17 protein-coding genes are annotated in these 19,371 nt (G+C 63.2%); 9 read left to right on the top strand and 8 right to left on the bottom strand.

Annotated features, from left to right (window positions below; translation table 11 throughout):
• The 3 genes from NKI21_RS00910 to NKI21_RS00900 all read right to left on the bottom strand — a co-directional run bounded on the left by NKI21_RS00910 (window position 1) and on the right by NKI21_RS00900 (window position 3,124).
• Window positions 1-1,557: a formate dehydrogenase beta subunit gene (locus NKI21_RS00910; protein WP_352751783.1), complete on the bottom strand. Its 1,557-nt coding sequence runs from the start codon at window positions 1,555-1,557 to the stop codon at window positions 1-3.
• Entirely contained in the window at window positions 1,554-2,033 is a 480-nt protein-coding gene (locus tag NKI21_RS00905) for a formate dehydrogenase subunit gamma (RefSeq protein WP_352439709.1), read from the bottom strand. The genes NKI21_RS00910 and NKI21_RS00905 overlap by 4 nt, the downstream gene beginning before the upstream one ends.
• A gap of 176 nt (window positions 2,034-2,209) precedes the next feature.
• Window positions 2,210-3,124, bottom strand: a complete 915-nt coding sequence (locus NKI21_RS00900) for a LysR family transcriptional regulator (RefSeq protein ID WP_352439708.1) — start codon at window positions 3,122-3,124, stop codon at window positions 2,210-2,212.
• Between the two features lie 151 nt (window positions 3,125-3,275).
• Here NKI21_RS00900 and NKI21_RS00895 point away from each other — a divergent pair, with 151 nt between their 5' ends.
• On the top strand, window positions 3,276-3,917 hold the full coding sequence (locus NKI21_RS00895) for a DUF47 family protein (protein ID WP_352439707.1): 642 nt from the start codon (window positions 3,276-3,278) through the stop codon (window positions 3,915-3,917).
• A 3-nt stretch (window positions 3,918-3,920) separates the two neighbouring features.
• On the top strand, window positions 3,921-4,925 hold the full coding sequence (locus NKI21_RS00890; protein WP_352439799.1) for an inorganic phosphate transporter: 1,005 nt from the start codon (window positions 3,921-3,923) through the stop codon (window positions 4,923-4,925).
• A 3-nt stretch (window positions 4,926-4,928) separates the two neighbouring features.
• Here the strand turns inward: NKI21_RS00890 and NKI21_RS00885 are convergent, their stop codons facing one another.
• Entirely contained in the window at window positions 4,929-5,306 is a 378-nt protein-coding gene (locus tag NKI21_RS00885) for a VOC family protein (protein WP_352439706.1), read from the bottom strand.
• A 269-nt stretch (window positions 5,307-5,575) separates the two neighbouring features.
• Here NKI21_RS00885 and NKI21_RS00880 point away from each other — a divergent pair, with 269 nt between their 5' ends.
• Window positions 5,576-6,757 carry an Mrp/NBP35 family ATP-binding protein gene (locus NKI21_RS00880; protein ID WP_352439705.1) on the top strand — a complete coding sequence of 394 codons (1,182 nt, stop codon included), beginning with the start codon at window positions 5,576-5,578 and terminating at the stop codon, window positions 6,755-6,757.
• A 15-nt stretch (window positions 6,758-6,772) separates the two neighbouring features.
• Here NKI21_RS00880 and NKI21_RS00875 read toward each other — a convergent pair whose 3' ends face one another.
• A complete protein-coding gene (locus NKI21_RS00875; protein ID WP_023811497.1) occupies window positions 6,773-7,222 on the bottom strand; it encodes an SRPBCC family protein in 450 nt (149 codons plus the stop codon).
• A gap of 146 nt (window positions 7,223-7,368) precedes the next feature.
• Between NKI21_RS00875 and NKI21_RS00870 the strand changes: the two genes are divergently transcribed.
• The 4 genes from NKI21_RS00870 (at window position 7,369) to NKI21_RS00855 (ending at window position 12,090) form a co-directional block, all read left to right on the top strand.
• Entirely contained in the window at window positions 7,369-9,174 is a 1,806-nt protein-coding gene (locus NKI21_RS00870; RefSeq protein ID WP_023811496.1) for an IlvD/Edd family dehydratase, read from the top strand.
• 250 nt (window positions 9,175-9,424) lie between these two features.
• Entirely contained in the window at window positions 9,425-10,243 is an 819-nt protein-coding gene (locus tag NKI21_RS00865) for a chromate resistance protein ChrB domain-containing protein (RefSeq protein WP_127290063.1), read from the top strand.
• Complete coding sequence (chrA, locus tag NKI21_RS00860) at window positions 10,240-11,628, top strand: chromate efflux transporter (RefSeq protein ID WP_352439703.1); 1,389 nt, start codon at window positions 10,240-10,242, stop codon at window positions 11,626-11,628. The genes NKI21_RS00865 and chrA overlap by 4 nt, the downstream gene beginning before the upstream one ends.
• Before the next feature lie 63 nt (window positions 11,629-11,691).
• Window positions 11,692-12,090, top strand: a complete 399-nt coding sequence (locus NKI21_RS00855) for a hypothetical protein (RefSeq protein WP_023811493.1) — start codon at window positions 11,692-11,694, stop codon at window positions 12,088-12,090.
• A 46-nt stretch (window positions 12,091-12,136) separates the two neighbouring features.
• On the opposite strand, the gene NKI21_RS00850 is transcribed toward NKI21_RS00855, so the two are convergent.
• The 3 genes from NKI21_RS00850 to pdxR all read right to left on the bottom strand — a co-directional run bounded on the left by NKI21_RS00850 (window position 12,137) and on the right by pdxR (window position 16,703).
• The gene (locus NKI21_RS00850; RefSeq protein WP_023811492.1) at window positions 12,137-13,366 is read right to left on the bottom strand and encodes an aromatic ring-hydroxylating oxygenase subunit alpha; all 1,230 of its coding nucleotides are present in this window, start codon (window positions 13,364-13,366) and stop codon (window positions 12,137-12,139) included.
• 64 nt (window positions 13,367-13,430) lie between these two features.
• The gene (locus NKI21_RS00845; protein WP_352439702.1) at window positions 13,431-15,020 is read right to left on the bottom strand and encodes a trimethylamine methyltransferase family protein; all 1,590 of its coding nucleotides are present in this window, start codon (window positions 15,018-15,020) and stop codon (window positions 13,431-13,433) included.
• A gap of 189 nt (window positions 15,021-15,209) precedes the next feature.
• Window positions 15,210-16,703 (bottom strand): MocR-like pyridoxine biosynthesis transcription factor PdxR, encoded by a 1,494-nt coding sequence (gene pdxR, locus NKI21_RS00840; protein ID WP_352439701.1) that lies wholly within the window; start codon window positions 16,701-16,703, stop codon window positions 15,210-15,212.
• Between the two features lie 270 nt (window positions 16,704-16,973).
• Between pdxR and pgi the strand changes: the two genes are divergently transcribed.
• Window positions 16,974-18,623, top strand: a complete 1,650-nt coding sequence (pgi, locus tag NKI21_RS00835; RefSeq protein WP_502895826.1) for a glucose-6-phosphate isomerase — start codon at window positions 16,974-16,976, stop codon at window positions 18,621-18,623.
• 5 nt (window positions 18,624-18,628) lie between these two features.
• A complete protein-coding gene (locus NKI21_RS00830) occupies window positions 18,629-19,351 on the top strand; it encodes an HAD family hydrolase (protein ID WP_128304850.1) in 723 nt (240 codons plus the stop codon).
• Window positions 19,352-19,371 lie beyond the last annotated feature (20 nt).

Here is a 19,371-nt window from a genome sequence, read left to right as displayed (position 1 = left end):
CTATTCGGCAGCCACGCGCACGGGCGCTGGCTTGAAGTCGTCGGGGAAATGGGTGATCGAGCTCATCACGGGATAGGGCGTGAAGCCGCCCAGCGCGCAGAGCGAACCAAACTTCATCGTGTTGCAGAGATCGGTGACCAGAGCGAGGTTCTTCTCCGGCTCAATGCCCGCAACTATTCTGTCGATGGTCTCAACCCCGCGCGTCGAGCCGATGCGGCAGGGCGTGCATTTGCCACAGCTTTCGATGGCGCAGAACTCCATGGCGAAGCGCGCCTGTTTCAGCATGTCGGCGGTGTCGTCGAACACCACGATGCCGGCATGGCCGATCAGCCCGTCCTTGGCGGCGAAGGCTTCATAATCGAATGGCGTGTCGAACAGCGCGCGCGGGAAATAGGCGCCGAGCGGCCCGCCGACCTGCACGGCCTTGACGGGGCGCCCCGTGGCCGTGCCGCCGCCGATCTCGTCGACGATCTCGCCCAGCGTCATGCCGAAAGCGGCTTCGAACAGACCGGCATATTTGACGTTGCCGGCGATCTGGATCGGGATCGTGCCGCGCGAGCGGCCCATGCCGAAATCCTTGTAGTAGGCCGCACCCTTGTCCATGATGACAGGCACCGAGGCCAGCGAGATGACGTTGTTGATCACCGTCGGCTTGCCGAACAGCCCTTTGTGAGCCGGCAGCGGTGGCTTTGCCCGAACCATGCCGCGCTTGCCCTCGAGCGAATCGAGCAGCGCCGTCTCCTCGCCGCAGACATAGGCGCCGGCGCCGACCCGGATCTCCATGTCGAAAGCGTAGGGTGAGCCCAGCACGCTGGCGCCAAGAACGCCAGCCTTGCGGGCGATCTCGACGGCCTTGTTCATCATCGCCACCGCATGCGGATATTCCGAGCGGACATAGACGAAGCCCTTCGTCGCGCCCGTGGCTATACCGGCGATCGTCATGCCTTCGATCAGCACGAAGGGATCGCCCTCCATGATCATGCGATCGGCGAAGGTGCCCGAATCGCCTTCGTCGGCGTTGCAGACGATGTATTTGCGGTCGCCTGCGGCATCGAGCACCGTTTTCCACTTGATGCCGGTCGGGAAGCCGGCGCCGCCGCGCCCGCGCAGGCCCGACTCGGTAACCTGGGCGACGATGGCGGCAGGCGTCAGCGCCAGCGCGTTCGTCAGTCCGTTCAACCCGCCATGCTTCTTGTAGGATTCGAGCGAAAGCGGATCCGTGACGCCGCAGCGCGCGAAGGTCAGCCGCGTCTGCTTGGCCAGGAAGGGGATCTTGTCCGGCGTGCCCAGCCAGCGTTTGTGGTGGCCGCCGGTGAGAAAGCCGCCGTCGAACAGGCCTTTGACGTCGGATGGTTTGACCGGCCCATAGGCGACGCGGCCATTGGCTGTCGCGACTTCGACCATAGGCTCGAGGAAATAGGCGCCGCGCGAACCGTTACGCACGATCTTGGCTTCGATGCCGCGCTCGGCGAGTTCGCCGGCGATCGCCTTGGCGACCTTTTCGGCGCCCAGCGCCAGCGCACCGGAATCGCCTGGAATGTAGATACGCGGGATCATGAGCGCACCTCTGCAACGATCTCGTCGAGCTTCTCGTCATCGAGCCGCCCGATCACCTCGCCATCCAGCATTGCGGCGGGCGAACAGGCGCACAGGCCCAGACAATAGACCGGCTCCAGCGTCACCGAACCGTCGCGGGTCGTCTCATGGAAGCCGATGCCCAGCAATTGCTTCAGCTTGGCGGCGATGGCGTCCGAACCCATCGACTGGCAGGATTCCGCCTGGCAGAGCTTCAGCACATGGCGGCCTGCCGGGTGGCTGCGGTAATCGTGATAAAAGCTGACGACGCCGTACACCTCGGCCCTGGAAATGTTCAGCGCCTCGGCGATGACCGGCAGCGCATCCTTGGGCACATGGCCGAACTCTTCCTGGATGCCGTGAAGGATCGGCAGCAATGGGCCTTCGAGGCCCTTCATCTCCTGGATGATCGCGGCCGTGCGCGACGTAATCTCGGTACTTGCAGGCTGCATTGTCATGCAGCGCCCTCCCTATAGTAGCGACCCATGCATATCGGCCAAAAGCATCAAGCTGTTTTGGAACAACGACATGCGCGTGCCGCTTTATCGCTAAGTGCTTAAGAAATCAGAGAAAACCTCTGAAATCAATAAAGCGGTTTCGTTGTACGATAGAAATTTTCTATCGTTCCGTTTGACTAACCCTGTCTAGCGGAACGGTTGGCATGGAAATCGTCCGCCAGCGCCATTGCCTCGTCCAGCAGCGCCGAGACCAAAGGTGTGTGCGGTTCGCGCGGTGTCGCCACCAGGCCGACCGTGTGGCTGGCATCTGGCTCGATGATCGGAATGGCCCGGATCGGCTCGGCAAAGCCGAATGTTTCCGCAAGGTTGAGCGGCATGATCGACGACCATTTGCCGGTGCGGATGTGCGAAAACAGCACGATCATCGAATTGGATTCCAGCGTCGGTCGCACCTGCACGCCGGCTTCGGCCAGATGCTGATCGATGATGCGGCGGTTCTGCATGTCCGGCGTCAACAGACACAGCGGCAGGCTCGAGAGCTCCGCCCATGTCACTTTGTCGCGGTCGGAATAGGGATTCCCCATCGCGGTGATCAGTTGGTAGCGCTCGTCATAGAGCGGCACGCTGGTCACCCGCCCCAGCGGCTCGTTGTCGAGATAGGTGATCCCGGCATCGATGTCGAAATTGCCGAGCAGCGACAGCACCTCGATCGAGGTCCGCGACAGCACCGAAAAGGTGACGCCGGGATGCTTTTCGCGAAACGGCGTCGTCAGCCGCGGCAGCATGGCGAGCGCCGTCGGGATGGCGGCGATGCGGATACGGCCCGAAAGTCCGTGGCGCGCTGCGCGCATTTCCTCGCGCATGGTTCTGGTGTCGCCGACGATGCGGCGTGCCCACACCAGCACCTGTTTTCCCTCCGGCGTCAGCCCCTGGAAGCGTGAGCCGCGCAGAACCAGCATGACGCCAAGCTGGCCTTCCAACTGCTTGATGCCGGCCGAGAGCGTCGGTTGGGTGACGCCGCATACCTCCGCCGCCCGGCCGAAATGCTCCTCCCTGGCGAGCGCGATGAAGAATTCCAGCTTGTCGATCATGCGATCTTTCCGGCCGTTCGCTGCAAGGTCGGGGAAATTGTGCTCTACCGCAAGCACCACGCACAAATGCCCGGCATCCACACCTTTAAGCCGGCTACCTGTTTCCCGCGGCGCAATGCGGCGCTATGTGGATGAAACTGGGAGATCGACCATGCTGGGCTGGTTCCGCAAGCTTTTGCCGCGCGAAGATCGCTTCTTCGAACTGTTCGAACGACATTCGCGCACCGTGGTCGGCGGCGCCGAGGCGCTGGAGCAGCTTCTCCAGGGCAGGGATATCGACCTCTGGTGCCAGAAAATCATCGATCTCGAAGATGAGGCCGACCACATCACCGCGGAAGTCCTGCTGGCGGTGCGGCGCTCCTTCATCACGCCTTTCGATCGCGGCGACATCAAGGACCTGATCCAGTCGATGGATGATGCCATCGACATGATGCACAAGACGGTCAAGACGGTGAAGCTGTTCGAGCGCAAGGAGTTCGATCCGCTGATGCAGGAAATGGGTGGCGTCATCGTCGCCGCCGCCAAGCTTGTGGCTGAGGCGATCCCGCTGCTCAACAAGGTCGCGACGCATACTGTGCGCCTCAACGCCATCGCCGAGGAGGTCATGCGCGTCGAAAGCCGGGCCGACGACCTGCACGAGCAAGGGCTGAAGGATCTCTTCAGGAAGCACGGCAGCAGCGATCCGATGGCCTACATGATCGGCTCAGAGATTTATGGCCAACTGGAAAAGGTGGTCGACCGCTTCGAGGACGTCGCCAACGAGATCAGCGGCATCGTCATTGAGAATGTCTAGGTGATGGAAGCAACCATCGCCTTTCCGGTACTGGTCGGCCTCGTCGGCGTTGCGCTGTTCTTCGACTTTCTCAATGGCCTGCACGATGCCGCCAATTCCATCGCCACCATCGTTTCCACCCGCGTGCTGCGGCCACAATACGCGGTATTGTGGGCGGCTTTCTTCAACTTCATCGCCTTCATGTTCTTCGGCCTCCACGTCGCCGAGACAGTGGGCAAGGGTATCGTCGACGTCAGCATCGTCACCCCGGCGGTGATCTTTGCAGCCCTCGTCGGCGCCATCGTCTGGAACATCGTCACCTGGATCGCCGGCATCCCTTCGAGCAGCTCGCACGCGCTGATCGGCGGCCTGGTCGGCGCCGGTGTGGCAAAGGCAGGCGTGGGCGCCATCGTCTGGACAGGGCTTGGCAAGACGGTTGCGGCAATCGTCGTGTCGCCGGCGACCGGCTTTGTCCTGGCTCTTGTCCTGATCCTTGCCGTTTCCTGGCTCTTCGTGCGCCAGACGCCGTTTGCGGTCGACAGCACCTTTCGCGTCATGCAGTTCTTTTCCGCCTCGCTCTATTCGCTCGGGCACGGCGGCAACGACGCCCAGAAAACCATGGGCATCATCGCCGTGCTGCTCTATTCGCAAGGCATGCTCGGCGAAGAATTCTACGTGCCGCTGTGGGTCGTGCTCACCTGTCAGACGGCGCTGGCGCTCGGTACGTTGTTCGGCGGCTGGCGCATCGTCCACACCATGGGCTCGAAGATCACCCGGCTGAACCCGATGCAGGGCTTTTGCGCCGAGACCGGTGGGGCGATCACGCTGTTTGCCGCGACCTGGCTCGGCGTTCCCGTATCGACCACGCACACCATCACCGGCGCCATCATCGGCGTCGGCGCCGCCCGCCGCGTCTCGGCCGTGCGCTGGGGCATTGCCGGCAACATCGTCATTGCCTGGATCGTCACCTTGCCGGCCACCGCTTTGATTTCGGCGCTCACCTACCTCGCGGTTGGCCTGGCGAGGTGACATCTACCTGTCCACAAGGTTCAGGATGTTGCCGTCTGGATCCTTGAACCAGGCGACCTTCATTCCGTAACCGACGTGGATATCGCCCTCCAGCGTCAAGCCCGGCATCTGATAGTGCTCGAAGGCGACGCCCTTCGACTTCAGCTCCTTGACGATGTTGCCGATCTCGTCGCCAACCATCCAGGTCACCGCTGTCGCCTTGTTGGTTCCGGCAAATTGGGAATGATAGACGTTGAGGGTGGTATCGCCACTTTTGTAGACGATCAGTTCGCCGCCCTCATCGTGCACCTGTTGCAGGCCAAGCGTTCCCTCGTAGAAAGCCTTGGCCTTTGCCAGGTCGCTTACCGCCAGATTTGCCGTTGCGTTGCTGTTTGCGAGCATGATCGCCTCCTTCTCTGATTGTCGGTCGCGTGCTGGTCACCGAAATAGGTCGCCGCGATCGTTTGACGACTGTCGCTTGACCTGATTGTTGGCCGCATCGGCGCTCGATTATCTGGAAGACGTTTGGAGCGGATGAAATCCGACAGGACCCGCCGCTTTTTCAGGCACGCCAAGACAGCCATTGCTCCACGGCTTGGTTCTGTCCGGAAACTGCATTATCTCAGGTGCAAGCTGCATCTCAGGCGCAAGCTGCGTAAGGAAAAACTGCCATGTCCGTCACCAAGGAAATTGTCACCGAGCGTCTGAAGACGGTCAACGGGCCGGATTTCACCGGCAACATCGTCGACCTCGGCATGGTTTCGGAGATTTTCATCGCCGACGGGAAGGTCTTCTTCTCGATTACCGTTCCCGCCGCTCGTGCCCAGGAAATGGAGCCGCTGCGCGCCGCCGCCGAGCGTGTCGTCAAGGCAATCCCCGGGATCGCCGGCGCGGTCGTCGCGCTGACGGCCGAAAAGAAGGGCGGCGGCATGGAGGCGCCGGTTCCGTCGCGCCCCGCACCGAGGCCCGTTCCGCCGGCTGCGCCCGCTGCCGCCGCGCCGCGTGCGGCTCCGCACGCGCCCGCCTCGCACAGTTCGGGCAAGCGTGGCGTGCCCGGTATCGAGGCAATCATCGCGGTTGCGTCCGGCAAGGGCGGCGTCGGCAAGTCGACCACTGCCGTCAATATCGCGCTCGGCCTCGCCGCCAACGGCCTGCGCGTCGGCGTGCTGGATGCCGACATCTACGGACCGTCCATGCCCAGGCTGCTCAACATCCACGGACGGCCGCAGACCGTCGACGGCAAGATCTTGAAACCGATGGAGAATTACGGCCTGAAGGTGATGTCGATGGGTTTCCTCGTCGACGAGGAAACGCCGATGATCTGGCGCGGCCCGATGGTGATGTCGGCGCTGACGCAGATGCTGCGCGAGGTCGAATGGGGCCGTCTCGACGTGCTCGTCGTCGACATGCCGCCCGGTACCGGCGACGCGCAACTGACCATGGCCCAGCAGGTGCCGCTGGCCGGCGCTGTCATCGTCTCGACGCCCCAGGATCTGGCCCTGATCGACGCGCGAAAAGGCCTCAACATGTTCAAGAAGGTCGACGTGCCGTTGCTCGGCATCGTCGAGAACATGAGCTATTTCATCGCCCCGGACACCGGCAAGCGCTACGATATCTTCGGTCATGGCGGCGCGCGCCGCGAGGCCGAGCGTCTCGGCGTCACCTTCCTTGGCGAAGTGCCGCTCGAGATGGGCATTCGCGAAAGCTCGGATGCCGGCACGCCGGTTGTCGTCTCGAAGCCCGACGGCGCCGAGGCGAAAATCTATCGCGACATCGCTTCGAAGGTCTGGGACCGGGTCAATGAAGAGCGTGGCGCGGCGGCAGCGGCGGTGCCGAGTATTGTGTTCGAGTGATGCCCGCTTGAGGGCTCAGCCGCCGACCTTTTCGCCGAACGACGAAAAAAACTGTCCGGCCAGTTTCTTCGAGGTCGATTCGATCAGGCGGCTGCCGAGCTGGGCGATCTTGCCGCCGACATCGGCCTTGGCCGCGTAGTTCAATACCGTGGCGTCAGGTCCATCTGCCGTCAGCGTCACGTCGGCGCCACCCTTGGCGAAGCCGGCAATGCCGCCCTTGCCTTCGCCCTGGATGGTGTAGGAGTGCGGCGGCTTCAGGTTCTTCAGCGTCACTTCGCCGTTGAATGTCGCCTTGATCGGTCCGATCTTCACCACCACGGTTGCCGCCATCTCGGTCGGCGACTTCATCTCCAGGCTCTGGCAGCCGGGAATGGTCGCCTTCAAGACCTCGGGATCGTTCAGCGCTTCCCACACTTTTTGCAGCGGTGCGGCAATGCGCTCCTCGCCTTCGATCACCAAAGCCATGAAAACCTCCCGGACAAGACTGTCGGAACCCGTAACGCACGGCTTGGTGCGTGTCTATCGCACCAAAGTCCGGTTGCGACCGCACGCCCTCTTGCCTGCTCCCGCGCGTTGCCATATCGATTTGTCTTACAAATACGGAGACCATGATGGCAGGCGCCCCCACCCACAAGAAAAAATTTCGCTCGCAGGAGTGGTTCGACAATCCCGACAATCCGGGCATGACGGCGCTCTATCTCGAGCGCTATCTCAATTACGGCCTGACGCGCGCCGAACTGATGTCCGGCAAGCCGCTGATCGGCATCGCACAGACCGGCTCGGATCTGTCGCCTTGCAACCGTCACCATATCGAACTCGCCAAGCGTGTGCGCGAAGGCATCGTCTCGATGGGCGGCATTCCTTTCGAATTCCCCTGCCATCCGATCCAGGAGACCGGCAAGCGCCCCACCGCGGCACTTGACCGCAACCTTGCCTATCTCAGCCTTGTCGAAGTGCTCTACGGCTATCCGCTCGATGGCGTCGTGCTCACCATCGGTTGCGACAAGACGACGCCGGCGCTGCTGATGGCGGCGGCCACCGTCAACATCCCGGCGATCGCGCTGTCGGTCGGGCCGATGCTCAATGGCTGGCACAAGGGCAAGCGCACCGGCTCCGGCACCATCGTCTGGGAATCGCGCCAGCGCCTGTCGGCCGGCGAGATCGATTATGACGAGTTCATGGACATCGTCGCCTCGTCGGCGCCGTCCACCGGTTATTGCAACACCATGGGCACCGCCACCACGATGAACTCGCTGGCCGAAGCGCTTGGCATGCAGTTGCCGGGCTCGGCCGCGATTCCCGCGCCCTACCGCGAGCGCGGCCAGATTTCCTATGAGACCGGAAAGCGCATCGTCGAGATGGTGCATGAGGATCTGAAGCCGTCCGACATCATGACGAGAGAAGCTTTCGAGAACGCTATCGTCGTCAATTCGGCCATTGGCGGCTCGACCAACGCGCCGATCCATCTCAACGCCATCGCGCGCCACCTCGGAGTCAAGCTCGACAATGACGACTGGCAGACGGTCGGCCTCAATGTGCCGCTACTGGTCAATTTGCAGCCGACGGGCGAATACCTTGGCGAGGACTACCACCATGCCGGCGGCGTGCCGGCGGTCATCGCCGAACTGATGAAGGGCGGGCTGTTGCCGCATCCCGGCGCGCGCACCGTCAACGGCAAGTCGATCGGTGAGAATAGCGAGGGCGTCGCCAACGAAAATCCCGACGTCATCCGCTCTGTCGCCAAGCCGCTGAAGGCCAATGCCGGCTTCATCAATCTTCGGGGCAATCTGTTCGATTCGGCGATCATGAAGACCAGCGGCATCTCGCCGGAATTCCGCGAACGCTATCTCTCCAACCCCAAGGATCCCGAGGCTTTCGAAGGCAACGCCATGGTTTTCGATGGGCCGGAGGATTACCACGCCCGCATCGACGACCCGGCGCAAGGCATCGACGAACACACCATCCTGTTCATGCGCGGCGCCGGCCCGGTCGGCTATCCCGGCGGTGCCGAGGTCGTCAACATGCAGCCGCCGGCCTATCTCATCAAGAAGGGCATCCACGCGCTCGCTTGCATCGGTGACGGCCGCCAGTCGGGCACGTCGGGTTCGCCGTCGATCCTCAACGCCTCGCCGGAAGCCGCGATCGGCGGCGGACTGGCGCTGCTCAAGACGGGCGACCGGGTCCGCATCGACTTGCGCAAGGGCACGGCCGACATCCTCGTCACCGACGACGAGATCACCCGGCGCCGCGCCGAGTTGCAGAACAATGGCGGCTTCCACTATCCCAAGCACCAGACGCCCTGGCAGGAGATCCAGCGCGGCATGGTCGCGCAGTTCTCGGAGGGAATGGTGCTGAAGCCGGCGGTGAAATACCAGGATGTCGCGCACACCAGCGGTGTCCCCAGAGACAATCACTGATTGCTCCGGGGACAATCACTGATTGCTCCGGGGACAATCATTGATTCTGGATCGACGGATGGCGGCTTGATCAAATCAAGCCGCCGTCGGTTTTCCGGTCAGCGTGTTGCCGGGTAGGTCGAGAACGGTCACCGTCCTTGACAAGCGCGCCCAACAAATCCACCATCATGACAAGGGGTGCATCGCGACGACCCCGTGAGGCGTCAGCCCAACGTTCGCGTCCAAGCTTCTCTTCCAGGAGGTGGACGCCATGCCGTCAACAACCGCTATCACTGTATCGCAACTGTCCCGGCTCATCGGTCTGCCGGGCGCGCCTGTCATTATCGATGTTCGCATCGATGACGATTTCGACGCCGACCCGCGCCTGTTGCCGGCTTCGTGCCGGCGCGATTTCAAAACCGTTTCGACCTGGGCGGCCGCATTCGCCGGCAAGCCGGTGGCCGTCGTATGCCAGAAGGGGCAAAAGCTCTCGCAAGGCGTCGTTGCATGGCTGCGCCATGAGGGGATATCAGCCGAATCCCTTGAAAGCGGGTTTGAGGCCTGGCGCGATGCCGGGGGACTTCTGGTCCGCACCGCCAAAATGCCGCCGCGCAATGAAAAGGGCGCCACCGTCTGGGTGACGCGATCGCGCCCGAAGGTCGACCGCATCGCTTGCCCATGGCTGATCCGGCGTTTCCTCGACCCCGACGCGGTGTTCCTGTTTGTCGAGCCCGCTGAAGTATTGGCTGTTGCCGACCGCTTTCAGGCCGTGCCGTTCGACATCGACAATGTGTTCTGGAGCCATCGTGGCGAACGCTGCACCTTCGACACGATGATCGAGGAGTTCGGGTTGGAATCCGAGGCGCTCGATCGCCTCGCCGTAATCGTGCGCGCGGCCGACACCGCAAGCCTCGACTTGGTGCCCCAGGCGGCCGGTTTTCTGGCTGCCTCGCTGGGTCTGTCGCGTATGTACCGCGACGATCTGGAACAACTGGAAGCAGGCATGCTGCTCTACGACGCGTTCTTCCGCTGGTGTCGCGACGCCACCGAAGAAACGCACAACTGGCCCGCTGCGGGTAAGCCGTCATGACCATTCTTGTCCCCGACAACAAGGCGGTGGCCGTCGAGCCGCCGGCTGCGCCGACCTTCGCGGAAGCCACGAAGGTCTGGGCGAGGATCGGATTGCTCAGCTTCGGCGGACCTGCCGGGCAGATCGCGCTGATGCACAAGGAGCTGGTCGAGGACCGGCGCTGGATCGGTGAACAGCGCTTCCTGCATGCGTTGAACTACTGCATGTTGCTGCCTGGCCCGGAAGCCCAGCAACTCGCCATCTATGTCGGCTGGCTGCTGCACAGGACGATCGGCGGCCTTGTCGCCGGCATCCTGTTCGTCGTGCCGGGCGCGCTGGTCATGCTCGTCTTGAGCAGCCTTTACATGCTCTACGGCGACATGCCACTCGTCGCGGCGCTGTTTTTCGGGGTGAAGGCGGCGGTGCTTGCCATCGTCATCGAGGCGGTGATCCGGATCGGACGGCGCGCCCTCAAGAACCGGGTCATGGTGTCGATCGCGGTCGCGGCGTTCATCGCCATCTATGCGTTGAATGTGCCGTTTCCGCTCATCGTCTTGTTCGCCGGCCTGACGGGATGGCTGGGGGATCGCATTGCTCCCGGCCTGTTTTCCGGCTCGGCCCATGGCAAGGACGATGTTGCCGACTTCAAGGGAGCGGTCGACCTGATGTTCGAACGCGGCGAACTCGCCCATGTCAAACCGACCAAATGGCATGCGCCGCGCACCGTCGCCATCTGGCTGCCGCTCTGGCTCGGGCCTGTTCTTTTGATCTGGTGGTTCACCGGCTCTGCAAGCGTCTGGACCGAGATAGGCCGGTTCTTCAGTCTCATGGCTGTCGTCACCTTCGGTGGCGCCTATGCGGTGCTTGCCTATGTCGCGCAGGCAGCCGTCCAGTCCTTCGGCTGGCTGGCCCCTGGTGAAATGGTTGATGGCCTTGGGCTTGCCGAAACGACGCCGGGGCCGCTCATCCTGGTGCTGCAGTTCGTCGGCTTCATCGCCGCGTTCCGCCACTCCGGCTCGCTGGACCCGTTGCTTGCCGGATCGCTGGGGGCGTTGCTCACCCTGTGGGTGACGTTCACGCCCTGCTTTTTCTGGATATTCCTCGGGGCGCCCTACATCGAGGCGTTGCGCGGCAACAAGGCACTGTCGGCCGCACTGGGCGCGATCACCGCCGCAATTGTCGGGGTGATTATGAATCTGGCCCTATGGTTTGGCTTGCACGTCATCTTCCGTGAGGTGCATGCGACGGGTCTTGGCATGAATGTGCCGGTGCTTTCGTCGATCGACTGGCGTGCGGCCTTGCTTTCGGGTGCCGCCATGATCGCCATCCTGAAGCTGAAGATCGGCATGCTGCCGACACTCGCGCTATCCGCCCTTGCAGGGGTCTTGCTGGCGGCGGCTGGTTAGATAGCACCGCCTTTGTAATTCGCTTGCCCACCACCTAAGTGGGCTGGAACGGAAGGAAACATCATGGCCGGACGGCGCTCTTCCCTCGGCTTCCTCGGAATGTTCGGCCGCTCGGGCGACTTGAGGCAGCTCGACGATGCATTGCGCGGCGCGGATCTGCATCCAGCCCTTGTGCCGGAGGGCGTGAAGCTTACCCTGGTCAATCTCATGAAGGATCGCTGGCCCGACGAGCCGCCACGGGGTACCTATGCGTCGGTGGCACAATTATGCAGCTATTGCATCGCGGGTCCCGAAACCTTCGAGCAAGCCAATGGCCATCAGCGGACGCTGGAAGCCGAGCGCCGCATCGAGGCGGCGCTTGAAACCGGCGACAGCCTCGACGCGCAGATCGTGCTGATGACACTGCATGCCAAGCTCATCAACCCCGAAGTCGTCGACCGATACGGGCTCAGCGCGGAATGACGCGAAAGGCAAGATCTGCCTGATCCTCCTAAGGCAGCCGAACCGTTCAGGCCCGGCTGATCTCCTCGAGATACCAGCCGATGTAGCGCAGTTCGTTGTATTCCATCGGCGCGATAGGTCCGGGCACGAAATAGTGCGAGCGCACGCCGCGCGCGGTGTGCTCGATGATCTTCTTGTCTTCGTCGGTGGTGACCTTCCATAGCCAGGTCAGCTTCTCCAGATCGTAATCCTGACCCTCGACCGCGTCGCCGCGCACCAGCCAGATCAGTTCCATCTCGCATGTACCAGCCGTTTTCGGGATGAATCGGTAGATCATGCCGTGATCGGGATAGCAGACGAGAAAGGTCGTGCCGCCGAGATGGATGGAAGTGACGCCACCGTCATAGTCGGTGAAGCGGCCCATCAGCGGGGCCACCGGAGAGCCGTCCTGGCTGCCGCTCGAAACGCCGTCATAGAGCGCGTAGCGGAAGGTGTCGATTGCTTCCTGACCGGCCGCCGAGTTCTGCCAGCGGTTGGCGCTGCCGATCTCGATGCCGAGCGCGCAGGTGCGCTGCTCCATCGCCGCATTGAGCTGCTCGATCATCTCGGCCGGTTTTTCCAGCGCATGCGTCTGCGAATATTCCGGATGCGCCGGTCCGCAATGGTAGCATTCGACATAGTTCTCGACGGCGAGCTTCCAGTTGGCGTCGAGCGGATAGGACTGACGATACGCCACCTTGGCGTCGCCCCAGCCATATTGGCCGCAACTCGTGCGCAGCGACTGTTCGATCGGATCGAAATCGAGCGGCGTCTCGGCGAAGGAAATGAAGACCAGCCCGGAGGCGACGCGGACATGAAGCTTCTTCAGCCCGTGCGCCGAGCGGTCGAAATCCTTCGGCATCAGGCGGGCAGCGCGCAATGAGCCGTCATTGGAATAGCTCCAGGCGTGGTAGGGGCACACGAACATCTTCGCGTTGCCCTTTTCCTTGGTGCAGACCTCGGCGCCGCGGTGGCGGCAGACATTGAGCATGGCATGCACGGTGCCATCCATGCCGCGTGTCAGGATGACCGCCTCGTCGCCCAGTTTGAACAACTCGAAATCGCCCGGGTTCGCGATGACGCTGGCATGGGCCAGGCAGTGCCAGTGGCGGCGAAAGACACGTTCCATGTCGCGCTCGAAGATTGCCTGGTCATGATAGAAGGCACGCACCAGGCCGTGACCTGGCCGATGAGATGCCACCAGCCGATCGATCGCGTCGCCGTCTGTGTGGGCTTGCTGGATAGGATGCACACTCATTTGTCGTTCTGCCCGATGGTTGATCCTGGGTGGTGGCTGCATGGCTGCACGAACTCGTCTCCGGTCAGCCGCCCATTTGCGTGCGCGGCAGGTGGATCAGGTTGCCGAAACGGGCACGCAATCTGTCGTCGACCTGTTTTGGCACATGGCGCGGAAATCGTTCGGCAAGAATGCGTTTCTTCTCGGTGATCGCACGCAGCAATATATCAGGCCGGCCCTTTTCGTTCCATTCCTTCGGCGAGGAACGATCGCCGAGGGCGGGATAGAAGTGCTCGGTCTGCATCAGCTTGAGCGTTTGTTCGTTGTCGAGATAGTGGCCCGGACCCTTGAGGCAGACCTCGGCGATGCTGTCGATCGACAGGGCCTCGTCGGTCACGTCGATGCCACGCGCGCAGCCCAGGCAATGACCGAGCATGTCGTTGTCGATGACCAGGCTCTCCAGGCAGAAGCCGAGCAGCGAGGCATGCATGCCGGCCGCCTCGTAGACGAGGTTGAGGCCGGAGAGGCCGGCCATCACATTGGTGATGCCTTTTTCGTAGCCGGACTGAATATCGGGCAATTTCGAATCAGTCATGCCGGCGGCGGAGCCGCCGGGCAGGTCGTAGAATTGCGCCATCTGGGCACAGGCCGCCGTTGCCACCGACTGCTCGGCCGACCCGCCCGCCATGGCGCCGGTGCGCAGGTCCGACATGAACGGCCAGGCGCCGAAGATCGCCGGATGGCCGGGCTTGAGCGCGTTGACATAGACCAGGCCGGCCAGCACTTCGGCCACCGCCTGCACGACGGCGCCGGCCATCGCCGCGGGTGCCGTGGTGCCGGACTGGCCGGTCGACAGCAGCAGGATCGGGATGCCGCCTTCAACGCAGGCCTCAAGCACGCCGCAGGCATCCTCGGCGAATTTCATCGGCGGCACGACGAATGAGTTGGAGTTGGAAACGAATGGCCGGGCGCGGAAATTCTCCTCGCCGCCGGCGATGGCGTACAGCATTTCAAGCGCAGGCTTCACGTTCTCACGCACGGTGAAGGATGTTCCGACGTGCTTCGATGTTCCCATCACACAGGCATAAAGCGTGTTGAAATCCATCTCGAGCGGATCGGCGATGTCGCGCGCCACCATCGGCCGCTGGAAGAAATGGATGTTGTCCAGCCCATCGACGATGCGGGCGGCATCATAAATATCCTGCAGCTTGGACTCGCGGTACTCGCGCTTTTCGATATCCACCAGGTGCACGGCGATGCCTGCCGTGCCGTAGTGCACGCGCTTGCCCTGGACCACCATGTCGTGCCTGGGGGCCTGGCCATGAAGTGTGAAATGTCGTGCCGCCCGCTTGATGGTGTCGAGCACGAGCGCGCGCGGAAAGCGGACCCGGCCATCGTCGCCATGGACCGCCCCCACCTTGGTCAGTACCTTTATGCAGGAAGGAATGGCGTTGGCGAAACCCACTGTCTCCAGAAGCGTCAGCACGCCTTCGTGGATACGCTCGCGGTCATCCCCGCGCAGCGGCCCGTAGCCGCCGCCCTCGATGGCCTTGTGCTGTGGTCTGGTATCCTCCACTAGGGGAGATGATCGCATGGCATGTCCTGTTTCGCGAAGACCGGAGCGTTGTGGACGACGGTTCGCCGGCGTGTCCTGCTGTTCGACAGCCACTGGCATGGAAGCACTCCACCTTCGTCGGCAGGAACTCGTGGCGGTTGGTCCACCATCGGCCTGCTTCTTCCCCTGACGCCGACTATGCCGCCGGCACTGGCCCATCCTATGGGCCAGCTGGCCCAGTTCCATGTGCCAGAACTAAAATACCGGAGCCGCTGCGAGCGGCTCCGGTCACGAGAGATCAACGATGGATCAGGCGGCTGCGGGTCTGCGTCCGGCGGCCGTGGCCAGTTCGCGAATGCCTGGCTCGATGTGCTGCAGTGCGATCGACGAGATGCCCAGCCGCATGAAACGCGAAGGCTTTTCAGTGCGATCGAAGAAACGGTCGCCTGGCTCGATGATGACGCTGCGCGAGGCCGCTGCCTCGGCCAGCCCGCGCGAATCGGTGCCGCGCGGCCCTTCGAGCCACAGCGACGTGCCGCCGGCCGAATCGGTCGAGCGCCATTCCGGCAGGAAGGCGGAAATCGCATGGACCAGCCGCTTGCGCCGTTCGTCGAAGGCCGACGACAGCCGCCGCACCAGCGCCTCGTGGTGGCCGAGCGACAGGAACAGCGCGACGGCGCGCTGGTTGTTCGCCGGCGGATGACGCAGCATGAAGCGGCGCAGCGCCCTGAGTTCCGCGACCAGTCCCGCGGACGCCACGATGTAGCCGAGCCGCAGGCCGGGAGCCAGCGTCTTGGACATCGAGCCGACATAGACCACGCGGCCGGAGCGATCGAGGCTCTTCAGCGCTTGCTGCGGTGCCTCGTCGAGAAGCTGGCTGTCATAGCCATCCTCGATGATGATCTGGTTGTAGCGGTTGGCTCGCGCCAGAAGATCCTGCCGCCGCTCAGCCGACAACGGCACCATGGTCGGGCAATGATGGCTGGGCGTGACGAAGACGAAGCCGGAATCATTGGGAATAGAAGCGGTTACGATGCCGGACTGGTCGACCGGCACCGGCTGTATCTCCGCGCCCGCAAGGCGGAAGATCGAGCGGGCGTCGGGGTAGCCGGGGTCCTCCATCGCCACCTTGGAGCCTTTGGACATCAGCAGCGTCGCCAGCATGTAGAGCGCGTTCTGGGCGCCCAACGTGACGATGATCTCGTCGGGATTGGCGAAGATGCCGCGCCGGGGCAGGAGCCGCGCCTGGATCTGCTCGATCAGCAGCGGATCGTCACGGTCGACCATGTCGGACGCCCAGTTGCGGATTTCCAACACCGCCAGCGCCATGCGGTTGCACTCGCGCCATTCGGCGGTAGGGAACAGCGCCGGATCGAACTGGCCGTAGACGAAGGGGTAGGACGACTTGATCCAGTTCTCGTGCTTGGCCGGCGGCGGCATGTCGCTGGCGAAGATCTTGCGGCGTGCCTTCCAGTCGATCTCGTTGGCCTGGTCGGGCGCCTTCTGGTGCGGCTTGGCCGGTGTCGCCAGCACATCGGGATTGACGAAATGTCCACGCCGCTCGCGCGCCACCAGGAAACCCTGGTCGACGAGCTGCTGGAACGCCAGCACCACGGTTCCGCGCGCCACGCCAAGTTTTTCGGCCAGGATCCGGCAGGAAGGAAGCGGCATCGAAGCGGCGATCTGGCGGTCCAGAATGGCGGCCACGATGGCTTGGCGGATCTGCGCTTGCAGGGTTTGGCCGGATTCAGCCGAAATCCGGAACAGGCCGGACCATATCGCCGTGTCGTTTCGCTGTGGCATGGGAGATTTCCTCGATGGCCAGCCTTTTTCGCTTGGCTGGACCAGCCGAACGTAACCGTGGCACAAGGGGTTGCGCCAATCAATTTTTCTGATCGTTGGGATTTATGCCAGTGATCCTTCACGCCATTTTGATGCTGCGCCGCGGCATAGTTGCGTGACTCTGTGCGTCATCGCTGCGCATTGAAACGGGTGGAGTTCGGCCCGATAGATTGTCGCGACGACACGCGCCGGAAACATCCGGTCCGTAATGATGGCTCGAGGTCTCGGAGTTTGGCAGTGGATCAATCGTCCTTTCAAAAACAGCTCGCCGCCTTGCGCGATCACCGCGCTGCAGCGCCCGCCAGCATGCGCCAGGCCTTCGCCGCCGATCCCAAGCGGTTCGTGGAATTCTCCGCCACCGATGGCGATCTGCTGCTCGACTGGTCGAAATGCGCGGTCGATGCGACCGCCATGGAACTGCTGGAAAAGCTCGCCCTGGCCGCCGATCTCGAAGCTCGTCGCGCCGCCATGTTCGCCGGCAAGAAGATCAACGTCACCGAGGACCGTGCCGTGCTGCACACGGCGCTGCGCAACCTGACCGGCAAGGGCGTCACCGTCGATGGCCAGGATGTCAAGGCTGACGTCATCGCCGTGCTCGACGCCATGGGCGCCTTTGCCGATGCCGTGCGCTCCGGCAAGGCGGCCGGCGCCACCGGCAAGAAGATCACCGACATCGTCAACATCGGCATCGGCGGTTCCGATCTCGGCCCGGCCATGGCGACGCTGGCGCTGGCGCCCTATCATGACGGGCCGCGCGCGCATTACGTTTCCAACATCGACGGCGCCCATATCCACGACACGCTGAAGGGGCTGTCCGCCGAGACCACGCTTTTCATCATCGCTTCCAAGACCTTCACCACCGTCGAGACGATGACCAATGCGCAGACGGCGCGCGACTGGGTGCAGAAGGCGCTCGGCAAGGAAGCGGTCGGCAAGCACTTCGCCGCCGTGTCCACTGCGCTCGATCTGGTCGCCAAGTTCGGCATCGCGCCCGATCGCGTCTTCGGCTTCTGGGATTGGGTCGGCGGCCGCTATTCGCTCTGGGGCGCCATCGGCCTGCCGGTGATGATCGCTGTCGGCCCGCGGAATTTTCGCGCCTTCCTCGATGGCGCGCATGAGATGGACGAGCATTTCCGTACCGCACCGGTGCAGGAGAACCTGCCGGCGCTGCTGGGGCTGGTCGGCTGGTGGCATCGCGTCATCTGCGGTTACCCGGCGCGCGCCGTCATCCCTTACGACCAGCGCCTGTCCAGATTGCCCGCCTATCTGCAGCAGCTCGACATGGAATCGAACGGCAAGAGCGTCACCCTCGAAGGCACGGCGGCAACGACGCCGACCGGACCGCTTGTCTGGGGCGAACCCGGCACCAACGGCCAGCATGCCTTCTTCCAGCTGCTGCACCAGGGCACCGATTTCATCCCGGTCGAGTTCCTCGCCGCGGCCGTCGGCCACGAGCCCGATCTCAAGCACCAGCACGATCTGCTGCTCGCCAACTGCCTGGCGCAGTCGGAAGCGCTGATGAAGGGCCGCACGCTGGACGAAGCCCGCGCCCAGATGCTGGCCAAGGGCATGAAGCCGGCCGAGGTCGACAAGATAGCCCCGCACCGCGTCTTCTCCGGCAATCGCCCCTCGGTGACCATCCTTTACCGCAAACTCGACCCGCGCACCTTCGGCCGGCTGATCGCGCTCTACGAGCACCGCGTCTTCGTCGAGGGCACGCTGTTCAACATCAACTCCTTCGACCAGTGGGGCGTCGAACTCGGCAAGGAACTGGCCACCGGCCTTCTGCCTGTCGTAGAGGGCAAGGAAAGTGCCGCCAAGCGGGACGCATCGACCGCAGGCCTTGTGGGATTCATCCACCATTTGCGTGGCTCGGAGTGAAAAGCTTGGCAGACATCAAGGGAATATTGTTCGACAAGGACGGCACGCTTGTCGACTTCAACGCCACCTGGCTCGGCGTTGCCGACTTCATGGCCATGGATGCGTCCGAAGGCGATCGCTGGAAAGCCGACAGGCTGCTGGCCGCCGCCGGCTTCGATTTCGCCAACAAGCGCTTTAAGCCTGACTCGATATTTGCCTCCGGCACCAATCTCGACGTCGTCGAATTGTGGTTTCCGCGCCTCTCCAACGAGGATCAGATGCTGGCGGTCGCCCGCTTCAACGAGATCACCTCGGTGCAAGGCTCGGCGATGGCCGTGGCGCTGCCGGGCATCGTCGACACGCTGACGGCACTGCACAGGAAGTCCTACCGGCTTGGCGTCGCCACCAACGATTCGACCAGCGGCGCGGAAAAGACGCTTGTCACGCTCGGCGTCGCCCAATTGTTCGACGCGGCCTATGGCTACGACGCGGTGGCCAATCCGAAGCCGGCGCCCGACACGATCCTGGCCTTCAGCGATCTCACCGGCCTCAGGCCGGCGGAAATCGCCATGGTCGGCGACAACCGCCACGACCTCGAAATGGCGCGTGCCGGCGGCTGCGGGCTGGCGGTCGGCGTGCTCTCCGGCACCGGAACCCGCGAATCGCTGGCCGGCATTGCCGACGCCATCCTGGATTCCGTTGCCGATCTGCCGGATTTTCTCTCGGCGCGGGTCAAGGAGACGATCTGATCCCGTCGGTAGACGCGGCC

Origin of the sequence: Mesorhizobium sp. M0715 (genome assembly GCF_040320355.1) — a bacterium.
In the GTDB taxonomy this organism is placed as follows: domain Bacteria; phylum Pseudomonadota; class Alphaproteobacteria; order Rhizobiales; family Rhizobiaceae; genus Mesorhizobium.
Note: the sequence above shows the minus strand (reverse complement) of the source record. Positions and strands in the feature narration are given on the sequence as shown.